Here is a 23,464-nt window from a genome sequence, read left to right as displayed (position 1 = left end):
CGGCCCGGGCGGCGCCCGGCAGCGGGGCTTCGCCCGCCCCCCCGCGGCCGGCCCGTGCCATGCACGCTACCTACAATCCGCGCATGGCAGACAAGACCGCGACCGAGGATGAGGAATATGTGTTCTCCGAACAGGTGGGGCACCTGCTGCGCCGCGTGTACCAGCGGCACACGGCGCTGTTCCAGCAGTACATCCCGGATTCCCAACTGACGGCTGCCCAGTTCGTGGTGCTGTGCTCGCTGCACGACCAGGGCAGCAGTTCCCTGGCCGAGGTGGTGAAGGCCACCGTCATCGACCAGGCCACCATCCGGGGCGTGGTGGACCGTCTGAAGCAGCGCGGCCTGATCAGCGTGGACCACGACCGCGTGGACCGGCGCAAGGTGGTGATCGAACTCACGGACGAGGGCCGCGATCTGGTGCGCACGATGCAGCCGTTCGCGCGCAGGATCACCCAGAGCACCTACGGCCGGCTCAATCCCGCGGAACGGCTGGCGCTGGATTTCCTCTTGCGCAAGATGCTGGAAGGTGGTGAGGACGAGTAGCCAGGCTGCCTGTGCCGCCTCGTACGCAGCCGGACGGCACTGTCAGGTGCTTTCAATCTGAAGAAGTGTTTAACGGCGCCTGCAGCATCACCACATCCGCCGCAGCGCATTGTCCCGGCGCACCAGCGCGTGCCACAGCGCCGCCGCGATGTGCAGGCCGATCACCCAGTAGAAGGCCGTGCCCAGCCATTCGTGGGCGGATTCGAGCGTGCCGGCGAACTGCTTGTCCACCCACGCGGCAGGCCAGGGGATGGATGCCTCAGTGAGCGGCAGGCCGATGCCGCGGCCGCTCACCAGGCGGCAGGCCATGCCCAGCAGGGGCTGCACGATGAGGAAGGCATAGAGCAGGCCATGCCCCAGGTGCGCGCCGATGCGCAGGGGCGCCGGCAGTGGCGGCTCGATCGGCGGCTGCGGCGAGCGCCAGCGGGCGACCAGCCGCGGCAGCACGAGCAGCAGCACCAGCATGCCGAGCAGGAAATGCGATTCCACCATCAGCAGGCGGCTGTCGCTGCCGCGCTCGAAGGCCTTGCGCAGGTTGATGCTGGCATAGGCCAGCGCGACGAGCGCGAACATGGACCAGTGCAGCAGGCGCAGCGTGGCCGAATACTTGGAGGGCGTGTTCATCGTCGGGGCTCCTCGTGGGGGCAGTGGAGGAATGGGGGCGTGGCGGAGGCCTGGGCGGCCTGCCATGGCGCGACAGTGTGCCATGCCGCGCCGTGGAATCCCCGCCTCGGTGCGGTGCCGGCCCGGTCCGGATCTCAGTACGCGATGGCCCGCACGGCCAGCCCGCTGGTGCACCCGAGCAGGCCGGCCGTTCCCAGCCACCGCGCCCAGCGCAGGCTGTGTTCCGGCCACTGGTTCATCGCCAGGGTCAGCCCCCAGCCGGCCACCATCCAGGCGGCGGGCACCAGGGCGGCGGCCGCCGCCGCACCCGCTGCCATGCCGGCCGACATCCCCTGCAGGGCCAGGACCAGGCACACTGCCGCCAGCGTGCCGCGGCGCTGGGAGGCACTGCCGGCCCCGTCGCCCCAGGCCCGCGTGGGCACCGCCCGGGCCCACAGGCAAAGTCCTGCCAGCGAGGCCAGCACGGCGCTGCCGAGCAGGAATGCGTTCATGCGCGAGCCTCCAGGTCGCCGCCCCGGGCGCGGGACGGCCATGCGGCCTGCACGGCTGCGAGGGTGCACAGGGCCGCCGCCAGTGCCCAGGGGAGCGGGCCCGCCTTGGCGGCCAGCCCTGCATGGCAGACCGCGGCCAGCACCCAGAGGGTGGTGCTGGTGCCCGGCAGCCACGTGCGCAGCGTGGCGGCCGGCAGCGCGACCAGGCAGGCCAGCAGCAATCCCAGCATGCCCGCCGGGCGATCCGGCCCGGGCGCGGCCAGGTGGGCGATGCGGAACGACTCCAGCGCCAGCAGGCCCGCCAGCCAAAAAGGCAGGTGGCGCGCCATTGCGTGCAGGCCCGTGTGCAGGCGGTGCCGTCGCGGCCCGCCATTCCCCGCGGGGCCGCCACGCAGGCCGCGGCCCGCGTTCCGCCCCACCCGTTCCGCCTGCACGCGGCCCGGGCCGATGCACTGCGCCAGGCCCGCGCAGGCCAGTGCGAGGGCCGACACCGCGGCGAGCACCGGCAGGGACAGGGGCGCCCGCTGCATCCAGCCCGACACACCGGCCAGCAGGAGCAATGCCGTGGCCGCGCACAGCGCCATGCGCCACAGCGGGGTAGCGTGCCGCGCCAGTGCGCCGAGCAGGGCCGAGGCCAGCAGCCACAGGCCGATCGCGGCCCAGGCGGTCCAGGCGGGCCGCCGTGCGAGCGGCTCCAGGCCGGCGGGCGGGAACCAGTGCAGCAGCACGGCCCCCGCCAGCGCGGCGGGCAGTGCGGCATGCAGCGCGACATAGAAGCGGGCCATGCCGTCGTGGGGGGCGGGGTTGCGCCGCTCAGGCATGGGCCGCGGGCCTTGCCGGGTGGGCGCGCAGGCGCCGCCCGTCGAGCCAGATCAGCGTGCCGCTGAGGGACAGGAAGGCGGGCATGAGCCCCAGGAAGAAGTACAGCCACTTCAGCGGCAGCCCGCCGAAATCGCCGAAATGCAGCGGTTCCATGAGCGCGTTCACCATCGACCAGAAGCCCGCCGTGCGCGGATCGTGGGCCTGGCGGATGCGGCCGGCCGCGGCATCGAACTCCACCCGGGCCGTGCTGGCCAGATGTCCCTGCAGGTCGCCCGTGAAGCCGGCCTCGGCGCCCGCCGTGCCCCACCGGCGCAGCGAGACATAGGCCACGTCCAGCCCCGGGACCGCCTGGCGGGCGGCCGCGTGCAGCGCATCGAGCGACTGCATGGCAGCGGGTACGTTCGCCGCCCCGGGCGGGGTGGGGGCCATGCGCGCGGCGGGTGCAACGGGCGCCGCCAGGTACTTCCAGCCTTGCTCGAACAGCGGGGCCAGCCCCAGCCAGGCCCCCGTGCCCGCGATCAGCAGGTGAAAGCCCAGGCCCCAGATGCCCGCGGACTTGTGCAGGTCCGACATCACCACGCGCAGGCTGCGTCCCCAGCGCAGCGTGAACAGCTCGGCCAGGATCTTGCGGTGGATCACGATGCCGGTGCCGATCAGCACCAGCATGGCCACGCCGAGGAAACCCACGATCCAGCGCGGCCCGAAGAACAGGAAGACGTGCAGCATGCGCAGGTACTGCCCCAGCTGGCTGTCCACCGGGCCGATGAGCGCGCCCGTGTCGGGCCGCAGCGCGAGCTTGGTGCGCTGGGCCGCGGGCGCTCCGGCCTCGCGCACGAAGGCGAAATACGCGGGGTTCACCGCATCGGGCAGGGCGATCGCCTCCACGGTGGCGCCGGGGTAGTGCGCCTGCACCTGCGCCAGCACCGTATCGAGCGGGGCCGGGTGTTCCGCCCGCGGCAGTTGCGCGAGCGACGGATTGGCCCACAGGTCGATCTCGTGCTTGAACACCACCACCGACCCCGAAAAGCACACGATGAACAGCAGCAGGCCCGTGACGATGCCCGCCCACGAGTGCAGCGTGAGCAGGCGGTTCAGCGTGCGATGTCCGGGCATGGCGCGGGCACCGTCAGAAGAAGTACGTCAGGCCCAGACTGAAATTGCGCGGCATGGCCGGCGAGACCACGTTGGCGTTGATCGCGCCGTCGTAGTAGGCCCGGTCGAACACGTTCTTCACGCCCGCCGTGATGCGGTAGCTGGGCCCGGCATAGCTCACCGACACATCGGCCACCGTGTAGGCGGGCAGGGTGAAGGGGTAGGAGCCGATCTGCCTGCTGGCGTGGCGCACGCCGGCACCCAGCGTGAGCTGCGGTACCTGGGGCAGCTTGTAGGTGGCCCACAGGGAGACCGCATGGCGCGGCGTCAGGTTGAGCGGCTTGCCCACGATGGCGGCGTTGTTGTCGCGCGTGACCTCGGTGTCGATGTAGGTGTAGGCACCGGTGAGCTTCCAGTCGCGGCGCAGGTCGGCGCCCACTTCCAGTTCCAGCCCGCGCGCGCGCTGCGCGCCGGTCTGCACGCTGTAGCTGGGATGATCTGCGTCGGCGGTGGTGACGTTGCGGCGCTTGAGGTCGAAGAGCGCCAGCGAGCCGGTCACGCTGCGGTCGGGCGCTTCGTACTTCAGGCCCGTTTCCCACTGCTTGCCCGTCTCCGGCGCGAACGGTGTGCCCGAGAACGTGGTGCCCGCCACCGGCAGGAACGATTCGCCATAGCTGGCATAGGCGGCCCAGCCGGGCACGAATTCATAGACCAGGCCGGCGGACAGCGTGGTGGCGGAATCCTTCTGTTTGGTCTTCTGCCCGGCGACATGGTCATCGATGGTGTTGCTCGACCAATCGCGCCGCAGGCCGAAGAGTGCCGTCCACTGCGGATTGAATTTGATCTGCTCCTGCGCATACAGGCCCACCACGTCGAGCCGCTCCGGCGCATCGGCCGTGTAGCCCGTGGGGCAGGTCGCCGGCACGCCGTACACCGGGTTGAACAGGTCCATCGGGGCGATGGTGCAGGTCCGGCGGCCCAGCCAGGTCTTGCCGCTGCGCGCGTCCAGGCCGGCCACCAGCCGGTGCTTCACGCCCAGGGCGTCGAACTGCGCCAGCAGGGAAGTGTCGGTGGCCAGCATGTCGTCGTCCATGTACTGGCGCGTGGCGGTGCGGTTCTGCAGGCGCTGGTTGGCCTGCAGCGTGCCGTTGGCGACGAGGTTGCCCGTGCCGCCCTCGGTTTCGTAGCGCACGTTCTGGCGCAGCGTCAGGGCCGGCGAAAAGCGGTGCTCCAGCGCATAGCCGACCGACTTGGTCTCGATGTCGTAGCCGCCGAAGCCGGGGTCGCCGGTGTAGAGCGTGGTGCGCACCGGGCCGTTGCGGTTGGGCAGCACCGTGCCGTAGGGCGTGACGCCTTGCTGGCGCATCCAGTTGCCCTGGCTGTAGGTGGCGAACAGCACCAGATCTGTCTGCGGGCCCAGGTCCAGCGAGAGCGAGGGGGCGATCCAGCGGTCGCGGCGGTAGATGAAGTCGGTCGGATCGTCGCTGTTGGACACCTGCGCGTTGATGCGGAAGGCGGCCTTGCCCGACTCGTTCAGCGGCCGGTTCAGGTCGGCCTGCAGCGTGCGCAGCCCGTAGCTGCCCACTTCCACGCCCACTTCACCCAATGCCTCGCGCTTGGGGCGTTTGCTGATCGCGTTGACGATGCCGCCGGGTTGCACCTGGCCGTACAGCACCGAGGCCGCGCCTTTGAGCACCTCGAAGCGCTCGTAGCCGTAGGGGTTCAGGCGCGTCCACATGCCGGCGCTCTGTACCAGCCCGTCGATCAGGATGGACTCGGTGGAGCGGAAACCCCGGATGTTGATGTCGTCGAAGCCGCGCCGCCCGAAGTTCACCGGGCTCACGCCCGCCACGGTCTGCAGTGCCTGCTGCATGTTGGTGATCTGGCGCGATTCCATTTGCTCGCGCGTCACCACGCTCACCGACTGCGGCGTCTCCAGCCGGCGCATCGGCGCCTTGCCGGCCGTCTGGGCTTCGGCGGGGGCGAAGCCCACGTCCTTCTCGGCGCCGGCATTGATGCGCACTTCCTGCAGTTGCGCCGTGTTCGCCGCACCAGCGGCCTCTGCGGGGGCCGTGGCCTGTGCAAATGCGGCCTGCGACAGGCAGAGCGCCAGCGGGGTCAGGGCGCCCCGGCCCAGCCGGCGGGCCGGGCGTGCAGCCCTGTGAATACGCTGGGGGACGACGGCTGCGCCATGCGCGGCCGCCACCATCGTGGAACGGGTGTGGACCATGGGATGCGGTAAGAAGAAAGGCTGCCGCGTGCATCGGCGCATAAAAAAGTTTTATTAATTATATTGAAAACAATTCGCATTCAATGCCTGCGGTTGAGCTGTCATCAACGTTCCGTGCGGAGGAATCCGGAGGCCGGCGCGGCTCGTCGCGCCTGCGGTCTCAGCCCGGAACCCGGTAGTGGTACCCGTACGCCGTCCTGAACCCCATCGATTCATACAGCCGCAGCGCAGGCGTGTTCTGCGCTCGCACCTGCAGGTAGGCGCTGGTTGCTCCGGCCTCGCTGCCCCAGTGCAGCAGGGCCTGCACCAGGGCGCGGCCGCGCCCGCTGCCCCGGTGTCCCGGCGCCACGGCCAGGTCGTACAGGCCGACCGCGTGGCGCTCCAGCACCGCCAGGCCGAAACCCACGGCATGGCCGTCGGCGTCCCGCTGCAGCGCGTAGCCCACCGGGTGGGCGATGGCGTCGAGGATGCTGCGGTGCAGCTTGCGGTGGTGCAGGGCCACGCCGTTGGCCGCCGCGAAGCCTTCCAGCCACGCGGCCGATGGCGAGGTGCTGACCAGGGTGCTGCCATCGGGCCGTGGCAGCGATCCCGGCGGCAGGGGCCGTTGCAGCACCAGCGAGGGATCGAAGTGCTGGTAGCCCGCATCCGCCAGTGCGTGGTCGGCTTCGGCCGGCGCCAGGGGCGTGATGCGGAACACGGCGGGCAGTCCATGCCGCGCATACAGCGCTGCCGCCGCCTCGCGCACGCCATCGAACGGCGCACCCGGCACCAGCGCGTTGACCGAATTGGCGCGCTTGGTGTAGCCGCCCGACAGCCGGAATACCCAGCCTCCGTGGAACACCGTCTGGTGCGCCGGCCAGGCGTTGAAGGCGCGCTCTTCCAGCGCGCGGACGAGGTTCGTGGGGGCCGTGTCGGTCATCGTTCCTGTGCCTGTACCAGCAATGCAAGGGTGGACAGCGCCCGCAGCAGCGCTCCGCGCTCCGGCGACCGCAACTGCGCGGGAACGCCTTCCAGCAGCGCCGCCGTGCGGTCCAGGCCGGCGTGCCGGAGCTGGCGGGCCTGGTCCCGTACCCGCGTCTCCAGCCCGCCCGGCTGGTGGCGCAGGCCCTGGCGCAGCCACTGTGCCAGCCCTTGCGATGTGGCGCCGAGGAGGGCCTGAACAGCCTGCGGTGTTTCGCTGGCCGTGCGCAGCGCGAGCGCCTGTGCGGCGGGGGCCTCGGTCTGCGGCACCACCGCGCGCTGGTCCGTGAGCAGGGCCAGCGGCTGCATCACGGCACGGCCCTGGTGCAGGGTCACCGGCCCTGCGACGGCGCGCAGGCTGCCCCATTCTCCCGACAGCGCGCGCGCCAGCGCATCCACCGCGCCCGGCGCCGCCGCGCGGTGCGGCAAGGCGAGGTGCAAGGCGGCTGAGGCCGTATCCGCGGCGCCATCGCCATCGCCATCGCGGCGCACGATGCGTGCGTGCAGCACCTGGGCGGCGGCGTCCCAGGTGCATTCTTCGGTGTGCATGCCCGGGAAGGCCACCACGTGCAGCGGGCCTGACGTGCCCCCGGCCGCGCCCGTGGCCGCCTGGCGCGGCTGCACGAACTCCGGCGGCGCATTGCGCAGGCGCTCCACCAGCGACTCCACGCTGCCCTGGCGCAGCGGGGCACCCAGGTCGTCCCAGGCCGTGGGCGACAGCGGCACCACGCCCGTCTGGCGCGATCCGGAGCCGATGTCGATGGCGCCGTTGGCGCGCCGCGTCGCGGTCTTGGTGATGACCTGCCCCGCGGCGATCTGCCGCAGCGGAAAACCCGCCACCCGCCGGCCGGACAGGGCCTGCCCGGGGCCGCCTTCGCCGCGCGGCCACTGGCGCTCCAGCACTGTCACGGTCTGCGTGTCCGGGTCGGCGAACAGCACGCTGGCGCCTTCGGCCGCGTCGTCGGCCCACAGCGCCGCGCCCAGCGATACGAGCTTGAGGTGGTCCAGCGCCACCTCGCCCTTCACCCCGATGCCCAGGATCTGGCTTGCATGCAGCGGCGGCCGCGACGGGCCCGGCGGCTGCCCGGCGGCGTCCTCGGCATGCGCGGCGGCGCGCGGCCGCGCCCACAGTTCTGCCGCCACCTGCAGCGTCCGCGCGGGGTCATCGCGGCTACTGCGCGCCTGCTGGGACTGCAGCAGCAGCGACAGCTCGGCCAGGCCGTCGTCCACCCAGCGCCAGCCCAGCGCCTGCGCCTGGGCGCGCACGGCCCCGAACCGCGCGGCCAGGGCCATGGGGGGCTGCGACGTGCCTTCGAGCCACAGCGCCAGCAGCATCTCGTCCAGCGCGCCGCGCAGCTGCAGGGCTTGCGGAGCGCGCAGGCGCCCGGAGGCTGGCGCCGCGGCCACCGGGGCCGCGCCACCGCCTTGCGGCGCAGCCGGCTGCGCGTCGCCACGCGGCGCGACCTCCACCATGGCCTCGTCGCCACCGGGCGGCAGTTCGCCCGCGGCCCGGAAGGCCCAGAGGGCCACCACCACGTGCGCGCAGCCGCTGCCCTGCTGGCAGTCGCAGCGTGCATGCACCAGCGAACTGCGCGAGAAAAAGCGCACCGTGCACATCGGCAACCGTGCCGCGGGCGGTACCGATGGGCTGTGCCAGGGCTGTACCGCCACCACCGGCCGCGACGCCGCCAGGCGCACGGCCTGCTCCAGCACCGAAGGCGCGATGCTGGCGGCCACCGTCGCGTCGTCGAAATGGGCGGGGCTCCAGGGCCCCTCGGCCGCGGGCGCAGGAGCGGCCATGGCGGCTGCAGCATCGCCGCCACTGGCACTGTCGTCACCGGCCCCGGACGCGGCGTTGCGTGCATGGTCCTGCTGGTAGGCGAGCACCAGCATCACGCGGTGCCGGCACATGCCGCTGGCCGCGCAGGTGCATGCCGCATCGCGCAGCGTGCGGCCCGGCGGCAGGCGCGTGCGCGCGCCGTCGGCGAATTCCGCCACCACCGTGCCGTCGGCTTCCGTCGCCAGGCGGGGCAGCAGGCCCGCGGCCACGTCCTTCTGCGCGCGCTTCACGAAGCCCGCGTTGGCCAGCGCGGTGAGCGCTTCGGCAGTGAGTTCGAGCAGGTCGGCCCGGTGCGCTGTGCCGCTCATGCCTGCACCTTCTCGGCCAGCCAGGCCGCGAGCTGCCCCGGCGTCATGGCGCCCACCTGCGCGCCTTCGCGCACGAGCCGCGCGGCCATCTCCCGGTCATAGGCGGGTTCGGCCTGCGCATCGAGCGCGGCCAGGCCCAGCACCCTGGCGCCCGCGCCGGTCAGCGCCTTCACGCGGCGCACCAGCTCGCCCGGGTCGCCGCCCTCGTAGAAGTCGCTCACCAGCACGACGATGGTGCGCGAAGGATTGGCCACCAGCGATTGGGCATACCCCACGGCCTTGGCGATGTCGGTGCCGCCGCCCAGCTGCACCTTCATGAGCAGCTCCACCGGATCGGACACGTCGGCCGTCAGGTCCACCACCTGCGTGTCGAACGCGACCAGCCGCGTGCGCATGCCCGGCAGCTGCCAGAGGCACGCGGCCATCACGGCGCTGTGGATGACGGAATCCACCATGGAGCCGCTCTGGTCGATCAGCAGCACGATGTCCCAGGGCTCGGCATGCCGGCGCGTGCGGCTCGCGAACACGGGCCGCTCCAGGTAGAGCCTGCCGCGCACCGGATCCCAGCGGCGCAGGTTGGCTGCCAGGGTGCGCTGGAAGTCGAAGTTGCGCGCCACCTTGAGGCGCGAGCGCCTGCGCCGGTCGCGGCTGCCGCCGAAGGCCTGCCGCACCTCGGTCGCGAGCTTCTCCATGATGCGCCGCACGACCTCGGCCACCAGCCGGCGCGCGGCGGCCAGCACCTCGGGGTTCATCAGGTGCTTGGTGTGCAGCACCGCGCGCAGCAGCGATTCGGAGGGCTCGATGCGTTCCAGCACCTCGAGGTTGGTCACCACCTCGTCGATGCCGTAGCGCTCCACCGCGTCGCGCTCCAGGCGTTCGATCACCTCCTTGGGGAAGAGCGTGTGGATGGCGTTGATCCAGTCCGGGGTGCTCAGCGCCGAGGGGCCCAGGCCGGCGCTGCGCTCGCCGCGTTCGGCGCGGTCGCCGTCGCGGCCATAGAGCCATTCGAGGGCTGCGTCGGCCGCCTGCGCGGCCTCGCCGAGTGCGCCGCAGGCCGGCTCGGCCGGCTCGCCCAGCAGCAGGCGCCAGCGCTGCAGGGGATCTGGAATGGACAGGGTCATGCCGGTGCCTCCATCCCGGTATCCGTGGACAGGCCCCAGGCGGCCAGCCGGGCGGCGGCCGCCGCCTCGCCAGCGCGCGCGGCGGCGATGTCTTCCGGCGCGAAGCCGCCGGCCTGCGCCGCGGTGAGGGTGCGCCGCGGCAGGTGCTGCGCGCCGTGCAGCGCGAGCACCTGGCCGGCCAGGTCGCCGCGCTCGCGCGGCGGCAGCCAGGCGAAGGCCGCACGCATTGCCGGCAGGGCGAGGATGAACTCCGCATCGTCCAGTGCCCGGACCCGGCGGTCCATCCCCGCCGCGAAGGCCGGCTGGGTGGCCAGCGTTTCGCGCGCGAGGGCGAGCAGTCCGGCCAGCGCGTCGCCCAGGGTGGAGGCCGTCATGGCGCCCAGCAGCGCCAGGGCCTCTTCCACGGCCTCGGGAGGCTCGGCATCCCCCGTGCCGGGCCGCCCCGACAGCGCCAGGACCGCGCCGAGCGCCGCGCCGCGGCCGACGGGGGCCGCCTGCGCATCGGCGGCCTTGCGCTGCCAGACGGCGATGGCCCGCGCCGGCTCCAGGGCCAGTGGTGCCGCCGCGCCCTCGTGCAGGTCGGCGAGGTGGTCCGCCACGATGCGGTGCAGGGCGCGGTGGCCCTGCAGGTGGTCCTCGACGTCGGCGGGCGCCACCGCGGCAGGGGCCTCCAGCAGCCAGAGCGCGCGGTCGAAGCCCGCTTCGACCGTCACGCGCAGCGCGGGCGCGTCCGCCATGCCCAGCCACCGGCCGTGCCGCAGCAGCGTGTGCAGCAGCCCCAGGGCCGGCGCCAGTGCCTCGAAGCGCGGTTCCTGGCCGATGGCTGCGCCGATTTCCCTCAGCAACCCGTCGCTCACGGACGGCAGGCCTGCCCAGGCGGCGCGGTTCAGTCCTTCGGCCAGCGGCACGATGCGGCCGCGCGCGCGCCGCAGGTCGTCCTCGAGCCGGGCGCGCGCTGCATCCTCCAGCGTGGCGCCCCAGGCGCCCGCCTCGATGAGGGCGGCCTGCTGCTCCAGCGGCTCGCCGAGGCGCCAGGCCTCCTCGCGCTCGCCCGACATCGCCAGCGCCGGGCCGCGCGTGCGCACCACGCCGGGCAGTTGCAGCAGGGCCAGCCGGTGCAGCACGCGGCTGCGGGCGCGGTCCCGGTCCTGCAGCAGGTCGAGCGTGATCGTGCCACGCAGCTCCAGCCCGTGCGCGGCCAGCTCCGCCTGCACCGCGGCCACCAGGGGCGGCTGCGGCGTACCGGGTGCGAGGCGTCCTGCCGCGTCACCGGCGAGCACGTCCATGGCTTCCACCAGCACCGGGTCGGTCCCCGCGCGCAGCGGGCCGCGGTAGGTCCACGGCAGCGGCGCATCCAGGGCATCCTTCACCAGCGCACCCGCGAGTGCATCCAGCCAGTCCGAGCGCAGGGGCTGCCGGTGCCCGCGCAGCCGCGCCAGGCCGTTCGCCCGCGCATGCACGGCCATCAGGTCGGCCGTGGAGGCCGGCAGCTTGCGGCCGCGCAGGCGCTGCACCACGTGCCGCAGCGCCTCGCGCGCAGCGCCCTCGGGGCCGTGCTCCCACAGCCACTGGTAATACTGCGGTGAGGGCATGCCGGAGGCATAGCCTGCGAAGGCATCGAGCCTGCGGAAGGTGTAGGGCACGAGGTAGGAGCCGAAGCGCGGCGCATCCTCCAGTGCTGCCGGAGAAGGCGCGGAGTCTTGCGCGGCGCAGTCCTCATCGGGCCGCGGCACCGCAGGCTCGCCGTCCGGCAGCCCGCGCCAGAGCCGCGCGAGCGCCGGGGCGTGGTAGCCGCCGCAGACCACCAGCACCGGGCCGGCACCGCGCGCCATGGCCCAGGCGATCCAGCGCGCCATCATCTGCTCGCGCGCCTGGTTGCCCTCCGAGCCGGCTTCCCCATCCCCCCGCAGGTGGCTGAAATAGGTGGACAGGCGCAGGGCGAGGCTGTCGTCTCCACCGTTCCCCGCGCCGTTCTCCGGCCCCTCGTCCTCGAAGAGATGGTCCCACAGGGCATCCCGGCCCTGTACCGAGAGCTTGTCCGCGAGCGCGCGTTCGTAGGCTTCCGCGCGGGCCTGGTGCTGTGCATCGGCCGCGTCGGCGTAGCGGTTCTCCAGGTGCGAGAAGGCCGGATGCCAGGCGGGCAGGTCGATGAAGCGCACCTGCGCCCCGGTCTCGCGCCCGGCCTGCAGCGCCTGCCATTCGGGTGAATGCTCCGCGAACGGCGTCCACGATCCGCGGTGGGTTTCGCCGTGCGACAGGTAGGAATAGATCGCCACCGGCAACCGGTGGGGCAGGGCGAGCTCATGGAGCCGGCCGTTGAAGTCCGCCGGCCCCTCGATCAGCACGAAGGCCGGCCGCAGCGCGCGGATGCGCTCCGCCACCAGCCGCGCGCAGGCGGGGCTGTGGTGGCGCACGCCCAGGATGACGGGATCGGCGCCCGGCACCGCGGCGTCCTTCACGGCAGCCGGTGGCGCGCTTCGTAATACGCGCGCCAGTGCGCGCCCGTGCGCTTGGCCGCCTTCTGCTCGAAGTAGCGGCGCAGCTTGGCGCGGTCGTCGGCGTTGTCCTTGACCACCGTCCCGGCAATGCAGTCCACGAGGTCGGCGGGCGAGCCCTCGCGCTGCTCCAGGAACCAGGCGCGCACGCCCACGGCATGGGCCACGTTCACGGCTTCCGCCGTCGACATCACGGCCGAGAGGCGGTCCATGGCCGCGTCCGCGGACGCGCCGCGGCCATCGGCCGGAGCGCCGCGCAGGTCGCGGAAGGTGGAGACCAGCAATTCCACCACCGGCTGCGGCACGGCATGCGGGATGCCGCTCTGCGCGAGCAGCCGCGCGCTGGCATCCTGCACCAGCGACATTTCGCGGTCGAAGTCGAGGATGGGGAACACGGTCTCGAAATCGAACCGGCGCTTGAGCGCCGCGCTCATCTCGTTCACGCCGCGGTCGCGCGTGTTGGCCGTGGCGATGATGTTGAAGCCCTCGCGCGCATAGAGCATGGCGTGCTCGCCCGCGAGTTCGGGCACCGCCATCACGCGGTCGGAGAGCATGCCCAGCAGGCAGTCCTGCACTTCCAGCGGCGCGCGCGTGATTTCCTCGAAGCGCACGATGCGCCCCTGCTGCATGCCCTGGTAGAGCGGCGCGGGCACCAGGGCGCGCGGGCTCGGCCCCTCGTTGATCAGCAGCGCATAGTTCCACCCGTACTTGATCTGGTCTTCCGTGATCGAGGCGCCGCCCTGGATGGTCAGCGTGGAGACGCCAGAGATCGCCGTGGCGAGCAGTTCGGACAGCAGCGACTTGGCAGTGCCGGGCTCGCCCACCAGCATCAGGCCGCGGCCGGTCGCCAGCGTCACCAGCATGCGTTCGATGCCCGCCACGGGTGCCACGATCTTGGGCGCGATGCCCAGTGCCGCATCGCCGAGGATGAAGCTGCGCGCGGCGCGCAGGCCCATCGACCAGCCCGGCGGGCGCGGGTCGGTGTCCTGCGCGCGCAGGCGCTCCAGCTCGGCGGCGTGGAGGATCTCCGCGGGCGGGCGCTGCAGCGGAGCGCCGGCTGCGGCATCGCCGGAAGGTGTCGATTTGCGTGAAGTGGCCATGGGAGTTTGGAGGGTTCAGTCATCGAAGGGGCGGCTGCGCACGGCGCGCATCAGGCGCGCAGTCCCTCCATGTCGCGGATCAGTTCGCTCGCGGAGATGGCGTCCAGCCGCCCGATCGCCTCGGGGTTCTGCATGTCGCCCCAGGCCGTCGGCTTGCCGACCTGCACGTCGCCCAGCTCCTGCTCGGGGTACTCGTCCACCATGCCCACGATGATGCCCGGGTCCAGGTGCAGCTCGATCACGCGGTCGGCGCCCAGCGGCTTGGTGAAGTACCAGATACCGCCGCCGTCCTGCGCCTGTCCGCGGCGCCATCCCTTGTTCACCAGCCCCAGCACGCGCCCCGTGGGCACCTTGGCCTGGGCCCAGCGCGAGAGCTTGATGTCCGCCTTCTCCGCCTCGGTCAGCGTATAGGTATCGCGGCCGATCTGCGGGAAGGGCTGCAGCAGTTCGTAGTCCGCGAAGACCTGCCCGAAGGCCGCCGCGTCCGCGGGCGTGATCTCCAGCGCGTGCGGCACGCCGATGCGCACCTGCGTGCCCTCCGGAATGTCGAAGGGGTCGTCCTCGGCCGTGGTGGCGCTGCCATCCTCCGCCACGCGGAAGCAGGCCGCGAGCCGGCCGCCGTAGCTGCCGCCGTCCTCCACCTCGTACACGCCCCAGACCAGGCGCTGCACGATGTGGCGCACCAGCGGGTGGCCGGCCAGGAAGGTACGGAACACGTCCGGCGTCCACCGCCGGCGGGCGCACATGGCCACCTCCAGCCGCAGCAGCTGCTGGCTGGCGATGGTGCGGGCGTCCTTCTTCAGCAGCTTGAAGCGCTCCACCGCCTCCTGCGACAGCGCGGGGTCGTCGGTCTTCTTCGGCTTGGGCAAATCCGGCAGGCGCGCGCCGTCGCTGCCGTCCGCCGAGATCTCGCGCACATAGGGCTTGAGCGCCTCGTCGAATCCCACCTTGAACGCCCGCGGCCCGAAATCCAGCCGCAGCGTGCCCTGCGCGTCCAGGCCCAGGTCGGGCGCGAGCCGGTCCTCCAGTTCCTCGGGAGTGAGGCCGCGCGCCTCGGCGATCGCCGCGATCTTCTCGCGCGCCTTGTCCTGCAGGCCCTTGAACTTGATCTTCTGCGCGATGCCGTTGAGCAGCATCAGCGCCACGTCGGTGCCGATCTGCGCGAGCACGTCCAGCCCGGTGACGGCGCGTGCATGCGCCGATTCGCCCGGCCAGGCGCGGATGAACGGCGTGAGCCGGCGGGCCGTGTCATCGGTGCCGAGCAACCCGAGCGCGGTCAGGGCCCAGCCCTCCTTCGACGGGCCGCCCGCCTCCAGCCAGGCGCTGAAGGCGTCCCAGGCGAAGTCGGCCAGCGAATCGGGCGTGCAGGCTTCCCGCACCAGCGCGATGCCGGCATACACCTCTTCGCTCGTGGGGAAGGTAAGCATCTGCCCGAGCGCGTCGAGCGCGTCGTCCGGCAGCGCCTTGCCCTGGCCGGGGCCGTCCTTCAGTACGGGACGGCGCCATCCGCGCGGCTGCCAGAATTCCGGCAGCTTCGCGCGCCTGGTGGGAAAGCGGTCCAGCGGGCTTTCGTCGAGCACTGCACGCAGCGCCTGCACCACGGCATCGTCGCCATGGCGTGCCGCTACGTCGAGCAGCAACGCCTCGTGCCCCTGGGCGCACAGCAGGCGCAGTGCCGAACCCGCGCAGTCGCGCGCCTCGCCGGCCTTGCCCAGCGCCGGCGCGATGAGCGCGCATGCCGCGTGCTCGGGGTATTGCAGCAGCCAGGCGCGGCCGGTGGCCCGCGCGGTCTTGAGCTTGGCGAAGGCCCGCGCCGCGGTGGGCGCGATCTCCACCGCACCGTAGTGCATCGCCCAGGCCAGGTTCTCGGCCGGCTTCAGGCGCACCATGGCGGCGAGGGCCGGCAACGCGGGCAGGCCCAGCGTGGCGATCGCGTGGCCGATATCGCTGCCTTCCGTCTCGCCGGCCACGGCGTTCCAGAACGGCACGGCCATCTCCGGCGGCAGGTGCGCCACCGCGGTGGTGTCGAGCGTGTACCAGTAGTAGCGTTCGCGCTTGCGCTCGGCCACCAGGGCCCGCCAGGCCGCGACCAGCGCTCCTGTGTCCCGTGCGCGGATGGCCCCTGCGGCATCGTTGCGCATAGGGACGTACTGCTGCTTTTTCCGGGTATCGAAACCCAGCAGGTTCAGCATCTCGTCCACGTTCTGGGCGGCGCTGGCATACCGGTTCATCTGCCAGGAGGACAGGCGCCGTGCTTCCTCGCGGGCGCCTGGCGCCCATTGCTCCACGGGCGCCAGCGGCAGCGGCTCCAGGGCCAGTACCGCCACCGCCTTCCGTGCCGCCTTGGCCAGCCACGGCGGGCGCGCCAGCACCTCGGGCAACTCGTCCGGGCCCGCCACCTCGGCGGGGCCGCTAAGCAGCGCCAGCTGCCGGTCCACGGCGGCTTGCGCGGCGGCGTCCAGCCAGGGGCGCAGCGGCGGCACGCTTTCGCCGTGGGCACGCAGCAGGCGCGACAGAGTGGGCGTCAACAGGCCCGCGTCCTTGCCGTCGGCCGCCACCAGCCGCGACAGCGCGACGATGCCTGCCAGCGGCCAGCGGTCCACCGCGAGCGAAAGCCGCGCGAGCGAGCCCTTGGAACTGCTGGCCACCCTGGCCAGCGCCAGCACGGCCTCGGGCGTGCCGATGGCGGCGAGCGCCTCGCCCGCGGCCTCGTCGGCGGCCCCGCGCTCCAGCACCGCCACCGCGGCGCAGCCGCGCTCGCGCACGGCGGTGGCCACCATCCGGCCGTGCCCCCAGAAGCCCGAAGAATAGGACAGCCGCGTCCTGGCGGCGATCGCCAGCGCGGCAGGGTCCTGGGCCGTCAGCAGCAGCCAGTGGGCGGTCTCGGGCGTTTCCTTTTCGGCTGCCAGCCGGTGCGCGAGCGCATCCGACAGCGCGGGCCGGTCCGGCAGCAGCAGCGCCATCACGGGCTGCCGGCTGGGGTGCAGGGAGGGCAGGGCGGCTTCGATCCGGTCTGCGCAGGCTTCCCATTCGGCCTGCGGCGCGGCCGCGAGGTAGTTGCGGAAGGTCTCCTCGCCCTGGCCCAGCGGACCGCGCCAGCCGTTGGACATCGGGTGCGTCACCGCGCCGGACAGCTGCAGGCGGCGCTGCTGGGCCTGGGAGTCGTACACGCCCGTGACCTTGATTCGCTGGGCGGCGATCAAAATGTCCACCGCGCCGGGCAACCCGTACTGCGCCACCAGATAGTCCACGATCGCGGCGCCGCCCGCGTTTTCCCCGTGGTAGCCGGACATGGACAGCGCCAGCGCCAGCAGCACCGTGTCGGCCTCTGCGTCGGGCTGCGGGGCCGTCCGGGCCAGGCGGTCGGACATGCGCTGCAGCACGTCGCGCAGTGCGGCGTCGGTGCCCGGCAGGTCCAGTTGCACGTCCAGCGCTCCCCGGGCCCGCTGCCAGGCCTCGGCCAGCGGCACGGCCCGCACCGGGGGCGGGAACCGGCGCGTGGCATAGGCCTCGCGCTCCATCTGCGGCGACAGGCGCACCGGGTCGCCCTGCGCGAGCCAGGGCGGTACCGTCGTCCCGCCGTCGCCGGTGGCCGCCACGGAGATTGCCGGCGTTTCCGCAGTGGATGCCGCCTGGGCCGCGCGGGCCGCGGCATCCGCGATCAGCGCCCGGGCACGTTCCTGCGCGCGCTTGGAAACCTGCGCCGTCGTGCCCCAGCCCTGCAGCAGGCCTGCCGACTTGAGCTGCTCGAACGCCATGGCGGCACCCTGGTCGCTCACCCCATGCCGACGCTTGATCACGGCCGCGGAGAGCACGTCGTCCACCTTCAGGCTGCCTTCGGCGATCTGCGCCCACGTGGCCGCGACGGCGCGCTCGCACTGGGCGTCCAGGCCCTCGGCCGGCGCCGCCTCCCCGCCCTGTGCCGATGCAACCGGCGCGGCGTCCGGGGCATCGCCCGTGGGGGTCCCCGGAGAAGGGGGCTTCGCAGGTGCCGGCTTCGCGGGTGCAGGCGCTGGCGACGCGCCGATGGCCGCTCCCGGCGCCACCCCCACTTCCGCATAGCCCTTGCCCGTCTTCTCGGTGACCAGCCTGGCCATCGCGGCCGTGGCCTTGGCCGCGTCGGCGAACGCCTTGGTCTGGCTCTGGCCGGCGGTGCCGATGCGGCCCCACCGGATGTTCAGGCCGGAGCCGGCCTGCTCCACTTCCCAGAATTTGCTGGAGTTTCCCTCGATCAGTTCGAAACGGCGCATGAAGTCGTGAATCCTTTCGGAAAAAGAGCCTCAAGGGGCGGCGGCTTACGGGCCGCCGGTGCCGGCCGGATGCCGGCCGGGATCAGGGGCTGCGGGCCGGCGGGCCCGCGCCCTCCGTGCCTTCGGCGGGCACCGGCCCGCCGCCCTGGGCGGCGGCAGCAGCGGCCGCCTGCTCCTGGCGTTCCTTGGCCATCTGCTCCACCAGTTGCTGGCGGCCCTGCTGGGCCACGGCGATCATTTTCGCGCGATCCTTGTGGTGCGGGTACATGCGGTCGGCCAGGGCGATGTTGTGGTGGCGGAAGCGGTTCGCCAGCGCCTCGGCCTGCGCGGGGGGCATGCCCATCACCTCCAGCACGGTGCGCGCGGTCTTCAGGCTGGACTCGAACACCTCGCGTTCCACCCGCGTCACGCCCAGGTCGCGCAGCGCGTTCCAGTGCGTCACGTCGCGCGCGCGGGCCACGATCTCCAGCTGCGGGAAATGCTTGCGCGCGATCTTCACGATCTTGAGCGACTGCTCGGTATCGTCCACCGCCACCACCAGCACGCGCGCCTGCGCCGCGCCCGCGATGCGTAGCAGGTCCAGCCGCGTGGCGTCGCCGTAGAACACGCGGTAGCCGAAGGTGTGCGCCACCTCCAGCATGTCCACGCTGTGGTCCAGCACCGTGGCCGGCACGCCCTGCGCCAGCATCATGCGCGCCACGATCTGGCCGTAGCGGCCGAAGCCCGCGATGATCACCGGGGCCTCCTGCGGCTCCGATATCTCTTCCACGTCCGGCGGCGCGCCGTCTTCCAGGCGCGCATGGCGCCGCAGCAGCACGCGGTCCATTGCCGTGAGCAGCAGCGGGCTCAGCAGCATCGACAGCGCCACGGCGCCGATCAGCAGGGATGCCGTCTCCGCCGGGATCGCCCCTGCGCCCGCGCCGGTCTGGAACACCACGAACGCGAACTCCCCGCCCTGCGCGAGCAGCAGCGTGAACACCGGCCGCTCCTGGTAGGCCATGCCGGTGGCCCGGGCGAGCGTGTGGATCACCATGGCCTTCACGGCAAGGAAGCCAAACAGCAACGCCAGCATGGTCCAGGGCGAGCGCATCAGCACGCCGAAGTCGATGGTCATGCCCACGGCCATGAAGAACAGGCCCAGCAGCAGGCCCTTGAACGGCTCCAGGTCGGTTTCCAGTTCGCGGCGGTATTCGCTCTCGGCCAGCAGCACGCCGGCGAGGAAGGCGCCCAGCGCCATCGACAGGCCCACGGCCAGCATCAGCATCGCCGTGGCCACCACCAGCAGCAGCGCCGCGGCCGTGAAGATCTCCGGCGTGCGGCTGCGCGCGATCCAGCGCAGCAGCGGACGCAGCAGCAGGCGCCCGCCCAGCACGATGCCGCCCACCACGCCGATGATCTTCGCGGCCTCCAGCGCCAGGCCGCTGGCCGTGTGGGGCTGTGCCGCGCCGCCCGCGCCCTCCGCGCCGGCGGCCAGCAGCGGCAGCAGCGCCAAGATGGGGATGGCTGCCACGTCCTGGAAGAGCAGTATCGAGAACGCCTTCTGCCCGCTGTCCGTGCGCATCAGGTTGCGCTCGGCCAGCACCTGCAGCGCGATCGCGGTGGACGACAGCGCCAGCCCCAGCGCCCCGACCAGCGCGACGCGCCACGGCAGCCCGCAGGCCCAGGCCACCGCCCACAGCAGGGCCGCGCAGCCCAGCACCTGCGCGCTGCCGAGCCCGAAGATCGGCCGCCGCAGGCTCCAGAGCCGGCTCGGCTGCAGCTCGAGCCCCACGAGAAAGAGCATCAGCACCACCCCGAACTCGGCGAAATGCAGGATGTCCTGCACGTTGCTCACCAGGCCCAGGCCCCACGGGCCGATGGCGATGCCGGCCGCGAGGTAGCCGATGATGGCGCCGAGCCCGAGCGCGCGCGCGATGGGCACCGCCAGCACGGCGGCGCCGAGGTAGAGGAATCCGTAGGTGAGCCAGGTGGGTGCGTGGGCCATGGACGCGGTGTCGGCAGCGGCAGGAACGAGGAGAGAGGATGGAAGATGGGGCGCCGGGGCATTGTGCCCCGTTAACATGCTCCACCGTGTCGGCGGCCATGCCGGCGCGGCATCCCCTTTCCATTGTCTCCTGCTGCCCTCCCATGGATTTCCACACCTGGCTCGCCTTCGCCGCCGCCGCCTGCCTCATCGCCCTCTCGCCCGGCTCCGGGGCCGTGCTGTCCATGAGCCACGGGCTGGCCTACGGCGTGCGCCGGACGGGCGCGACCATCCTCGGCCTGCAACTGGGCCTCCTGCTCGTGCTGGTGATCGCCGGTGCCGGCGTGGGCTCGCTGCTGCTGGCATCCGAGACCGCGTTCAGCGCGGTGAAGGTGATGGGTGCGTGCTACCTGATCTACCTCGGGTTCACCCAGTGGCGTGCGGGCGGCGCCTCGGTGTTCGGCGACGAAGGGGCCGCCCCCGCGGCCTCCTGGCGCCGCCGTTGCGCCGCCGGCTTCCTCACCAACGCCACCAACCCCAAGGGCATCATCTTCATGGTCGCGGTGCTGCCGCAGTTCCTGACGGAGTCGCGGCCCCTGTGGACCCAGCTGCTCGCGCTGGGTGCCACCATGGTCGTGGTGGATCTCACCGTCATGCACGGCTATGCCGCCAGCGCCAGCGCACTGCGGCGCCTGCTGCGCAGCCCCCGGGCGGTACGCAACCAGAACCGCGTCTTCGGCGGCCTGCTGATGGCCGTGGGCGCCGGGCTGTTCTTCGTGCGGCGCGGCGGGCCGCACGCCTGACGGCTTGCGCCGTCACGCCGTGGCGCTACCATCGGCGTCCCGTACCGAACGAGTTCCGCCATCGAGGAGTCGCACATGCCCGTGATCGCAGTGGCAAACCCCAAAGGGGGTGTCGGCAAGTCCACGCTAGCCATGAACGTGGCTGGCTATTTCGCGAGCCAGGGGCATGCCGTCGCCCTCGGTGACCTGGATCCCCAGCAGTCGTCGCGCCTCTGGCGCAGCCTGCGGCCGCCGGCCGCGCGCCCCATCGCCGACTGGGAAACGCCCGCGGGCGCCGTGCCGCGCCCCCCGCGCGACGCCACCCATGCGGTGCTGGACACCCCGGCCGGCCTGCACGGCGCGCCGCTCAAGGAGGTGCTCAAGCTCGCCGACAAGGTGGTGGTGCCGCTGCAGCCCAGCGTCTTCGACATCTTCGCCACCCGCAGCTTCCTGGACGAGCTGGCCGCCCACCGCCAGGCCGCCTCGACGCAGATCGGCATCGTCGGCATGCGCGTGGACTCGCGCACCATCGCCGCCGACAAGCTGCAGGAATTCGTGGAGGGGCTGGGGCTGCCCGTCCTGGGCATGCTCCGCGACACCCAGAACTACATCCACCTCGCGGCGCAGGGCCTGTCGCTCTTCGACGTCTCGCCCGGCCGGGTCGCCCGCGACCTGGAGCAGTGGAAGCCCATCTGCGACTGGCTCTCCGGCGGCTGACGCGCTGTCGCCGGGCCGACACGCCCCGGCGCGGCCCGCGCACTACAGTGCAGGACATGAAGAAGACCTTTCAGTCGTATTCCGAGCTGGCGGCCTGCGTCGGCAGCGAGGTGGCCGTCACCGAATGGATCACCGTCACGCAGGAGCAGGTGAACCGGTTCGCAGAAGCCACGGGCGACCACCAGTGGATCCATGTCGATCCGGCGCGTGCCGCGCAGGGGCCGTTCGGCGGCCCCATCGCCCACGGCTTCCTGACGCTGTCGCTGCTGCCGCGCTTTTTCGAGGCGGCTTTCGATATCGAGGGCGCGCGCATGGGCGTCAACTACGGCCTCAACCGCGTGCGCTTCATGTCGCCCGTGCCCGTGGGCAGCCGCTTGCGGGCGCGGCTCACGCTGCAGGCCTGCGAGCCCGCACCGCCGGACGGCGTGCAGATGACCTGGCTGGCCACGATCGAGCGCGAGGGCGTCGACAAACCCGTGTGCGTGGCCGAATCCCTGACCCGCAACTACGGCGCGAAACCCTGATCGCCTGACCGGAGGCTCACCTCGCACGGGCGCCGTGCAGGCGTGAAAAAGCCCGCCGGGCCGGAGCCATGGGCGGGCTTGCGGTATGCGCCGCGGCGCGGTCTCAATGGTCGCCGCTGACGATCTCATGCGAGCGGGCTGCCGCGATGGCTTCGGCGCGCACCTGTTCGCGGGTCACCACCTGGGTGTTGCCATTGGACACGGCCAGCGGAGCGGGTACGTCGCTCCAGTCGCCGCCGCGCGGCATCGTGCCGTTCTGGCGTGCGGCCACGAGGTCGGCGATCACGGCTTCGCGCGTCAGCGTGCTGGGGGCGGTGTCGTTCACGGCCGGGTAGTTGTTCCAGTCGCCCTGGATGCGGTTGTCGGCCTGGGCGGAGACGGCGGTCAGTGCGAGCAGGGCTGCGGCAATGGCGAGAGGCTTGCGGTTCATGATGTGTTCCTTTGTCTTTCCATGCGTCGGGGAATGTCCGGGCAAGGCCGGCTTGCTGCGCGAGGGCGCGGCGCCGGTCTTGTCCTGCCTCGGTGAGCCCGACGGGTCGCTCATCGATGGAACCGACTGTACGCAGGGTTAACCCCGGGAAAAACAGCATCGGCGGCAATGATTAATTCATGAAATTGAAATAATCTGATTTCATGGATCATCTTCATTGCGAACATGGATAGATTGCTCACCATGCGCGTCTTCCAGTCCGTGGCGGACGAGGGCGGCTTCGCCGCCGCCGCCCGGGCCCTGGATCTTTCTCCCGCGGCCGTCACCCGGCTGGTGGCCGACCTCGAGGACCACATCGGCACGCGGCTGCTGCAGCGCACCACCCGCAGGGTGTCGCTCACCGAAGCCGGGGAGGCTTACCTGCTGCGGGTGCGCAGCATCCTGGCCGACGTGGACGAGGCCTTCGCCGTCGCCCAGGCGCACACCTCCGAGATCGCCGGCGTGCTGCGCCTGCTCGCGCCACCGGCGCTGGCCGTGCACATCCTCGCCCCGCTGGTCGCCGGCTTCCGCCAGGCCCATCCGCGCGTCACGCTGGAGATCCACGCCGATGCCTCGCTCGACCCGCCGATCGGCGACTACGACATCACCCTGCTCGGTGCCGACGAGCGATTCAATGCCAACGTCATCGCCCGGCCCATCGTCTCGCTCGACGGCATCGTCTGCGCCTCGCCCGAGTACCTGCGCGCCCACGGCATCCCGCAGGTGCCGCAAGACCTGAAGTACCACCAGTGCCTGCTGCGGCGGCGCTCCGAGACCCGGCCCGGCGTGATGCGCCTGCTGGAAGGCGGAGACGAAGGGCGCGTGGTGGAAGTCGCGGTGCAACCCGTGTGCGTGTCCAACCATATCGATACGCTGCTGCGCGCCACGCTGGATGGGGCGGGCATCAGCTCGCAGCCGCTCGACCTGACGGCGCCCTACCTGCGCAGCGGCCGGCTCGTGCGCGTGCTGGAGTCCTGGACCACGGGACACTTCACGCTGTATGCGGCACTGCCGAGCCGCAAGTTCATGCCCGCGCGCACCCGGGCCTTCCTGGATTTCCTGAGCCAGCGCACGCGCCGCTCCATCGAGGAGGCCATGCAGGCCCCGGGAGCGCAGGGGTGATGGGGCAGGGCG

At 72.3% G+C, this 23,464-nt stretch carries 18 protein-coding genes; 5 read left to right on the top strand and 13 right to left on the bottom strand.

The window, feature by feature from the left end; translation table 11 throughout:
- The first annotated feature begins 83 nt into the window (after nt 1-83).
- Nucleotides 84-542: a MarR family winged helix-turn-helix transcriptional regulator gene (locus T336_RS0114380; RefSeq protein WP_026433086.1), complete on the top strand. Its 459-nt coding sequence runs from the start codon at nt 84-86 to the stop codon at nt 540-542.
- Between the two features lie 87 nt (nt 543-629).
- Here T336_RS0114380 and T336_RS0114375 read toward each other — a convergent pair whose 3' ends face one another.
- The 12 genes from T336_RS0114375 to kefC all read right to left on the bottom strand — a co-directional run bounded on the left by T336_RS0114375 (nt 630) and on the right by kefC (nt 19,859).
- On the bottom strand, nt 630-1,166 hold the full coding sequence (locus T336_RS0114375) for a cytochrome b (RefSeq protein ID WP_019701932.1): 537 nt from the start codon (nt 1,164-1,166) through the stop codon (nt 630-632).
- A 134-nt stretch (nt 1,167-1,300) separates the two neighbouring features.
- Nucleotides 1,301-1,657 carry a hypothetical protein gene (locus T336_RS0114370; protein ID WP_026433085.1) on the bottom strand — a complete coding sequence of 119 codons (357 nt, stop codon included), beginning with the start codon at nt 1,655-1,657 and terminating at the stop codon, nt 1,301-1,303.
- A complete protein-coding gene (locus T336_RS0114365; RefSeq protein WP_026433084.1) occupies nt 1,654-2,478 on the bottom strand; it encodes a hypothetical protein in 825 nt (274 codons plus the stop codon). The genes T336_RS0114370 and T336_RS0114365 overlap by 4 nt, the downstream gene beginning before the upstream one ends.
- A complete protein-coding gene (locus tag T336_RS0114360) occupies nt 2,471-3,592 on the bottom strand; it encodes a PepSY-associated TM helix domain-containing protein (RefSeq protein ID WP_026433083.1) in 1,122 nt (373 codons plus the stop codon). Before T336_RS0114360 ends, T336_RS0114365 begins: the two co-directional genes overlap by 8 nt.
- A gap of 13 nt (nt 3,593-3,605) precedes the next feature.
- Nucleotides 3,606-5,801: a TonB-dependent siderophore receptor gene (locus T336_RS0114355; protein WP_244883950.1), complete on the bottom strand. Its 2,196-nt coding sequence runs from the start codon at nt 5,799-5,801 to the stop codon at nt 3,606-3,608.
- 160 nt (nt 5,802-5,961) lie between these two features.
- Nucleotides 5,962-6,720, bottom strand: a complete 759-nt coding sequence (locus tag T336_RS0114350) for a GNAT family N-acetyltransferase (RefSeq protein ID WP_026433081.1) — start codon at nt 6,718-6,720, stop codon at nt 5,962-5,964.
- On the bottom strand, nt 6,717-8,909 hold the full coding sequence (locus T336_RS0114345) for a YehQ family protein (RefSeq protein WP_026433080.1): 2,193 nt from the start codon (nt 8,907-8,909) through the stop codon (nt 6,717-6,719). The genes T336_RS0114350 and T336_RS0114345 overlap by 4 nt, the downstream gene beginning before the upstream one ends.
- Complete coding sequence (locus tag T336_RS0114340; protein ID WP_019701925.1) at nt 8,906-10,030, bottom strand: VWA domain-containing protein; 1,125 nt, start codon at nt 10,028-10,030, stop codon at nt 8,906-8,908. Before T336_RS0114340 ends, T336_RS0114345 begins: the two co-directional genes overlap by 4 nt.
- A complete protein-coding gene (locus T336_RS0114335; RefSeq protein WP_156957865.1) occupies nt 10,027-12,489 on the bottom strand; it encodes a DUF5682 family protein in 2,463 nt (820 codons plus the stop codon). The genes T336_RS0114340 and T336_RS0114335 overlap by 4 nt, the downstream gene beginning before the upstream one ends.
- A complete protein-coding gene (locus T336_RS0114330; protein ID WP_051647219.1) occupies nt 12,486-13,625 on the bottom strand; it encodes an ATP-binding protein in 1,140 nt (379 codons plus the stop codon). The genes T336_RS0114335 and T336_RS0114330 overlap by 4 nt, the downstream gene beginning before the upstream one ends.
- A 50-nt stretch (nt 13,626-13,675) precedes the next feature.
- Nucleotides 13,676-17,875 (bottom strand): WGR and DUF4132 domain-containing protein, encoded by a 4,200-nt coding sequence (locus T336_RS0114325; RefSeq protein WP_026433077.1) that lies wholly within the window; start codon nt 17,873-17,875, stop codon nt 13,676-13,678.
- A gap of 82 nt (nt 17,876-17,957) precedes the next feature.
- Nucleotides 17,958-19,859, bottom strand: coding sequence for a glutathione-regulated potassium-efflux system protein KefC (gene kefC / locus T336_RS0114320; protein WP_026433076.1), 1,902 nt, complete (start codon nt 19,857-19,859; stop codon nt 17,958-17,960).
- A gap of 143 nt (nt 19,860-20,002) precedes the next feature.
- On the opposite strand from kefC, the gene T336_RS0114315 reads away from it, so the two are divergent.
- The 3 genes from T336_RS0114315 (at nt 20,003) to T336_RS0114305 (ending at nt 21,861) form a co-directional block, all read left to right on the top strand.
- Nucleotides 20,003-20,641: a LysE family transporter gene (locus T336_RS0114315; protein ID WP_026433075.1), complete on the top strand. Its 639-nt coding sequence runs from the start codon at nt 20,003-20,005 to the stop codon at nt 20,639-20,641.
- Nucleotides 20,642-20,716: 75 nt separating this feature from the next.
- Nucleotides 20,717-21,337 (top strand): nucleotide-binding protein, encoded by a 621-nt coding sequence (locus tag T336_RS0114310; protein WP_019701919.1) that lies wholly within the window; start codon nt 20,717-20,719, stop codon nt 21,335-21,337.
- Nucleotides 21,338-21,393: 56 nt separating this feature from the next.
- Nucleotides 21,394-21,861, top strand: a complete 468-nt coding sequence (locus T336_RS0114305; protein WP_019701918.1) for a MaoC family dehydratase — start codon at nt 21,394-21,396, stop codon at nt 21,859-21,861.
- Between the two features lie 103 nt (nt 21,862-21,964).
- Here T336_RS0114305 and T336_RS0114300 read toward each other — a convergent pair whose 3' ends face one another.
- A complete protein-coding gene (locus T336_RS0114300) occupies nt 21,965-22,291 on the bottom strand; it encodes a DUF4148 domain-containing protein (protein WP_026433074.1) in 327 nt (108 codons plus the stop codon).
- A 225-nt stretch (nt 22,292-22,516) separates the two neighbouring features.
- On the opposite strand from T336_RS0114300, the gene T336_RS0114295 reads away from it, so the two are divergent.
- Nucleotides 22,517-23,452, top strand: coding sequence for a LysR family transcriptional regulator (locus T336_RS0114295; RefSeq protein WP_026433073.1), 936 nt, complete (start codon nt 22,517-22,519; stop codon nt 23,450-23,452).
- The last annotated feature ends 12 nt before the right edge of the window (nt 23,453-23,464 follow it).

Source organism: Paracidovorax oryzae ATCC 19882 (assembly GCF_000687165.1).
Lineage (GTDB): Bacteria > Pseudomonadota > Gammaproteobacteria > Burkholderiales > Burkholderiaceae_C > Paracidovorax > Paracidovorax oryzae.
Note: the sequence above shows the minus strand (reverse complement) of the source record. Positions and strands in the feature narration are given on the sequence as shown.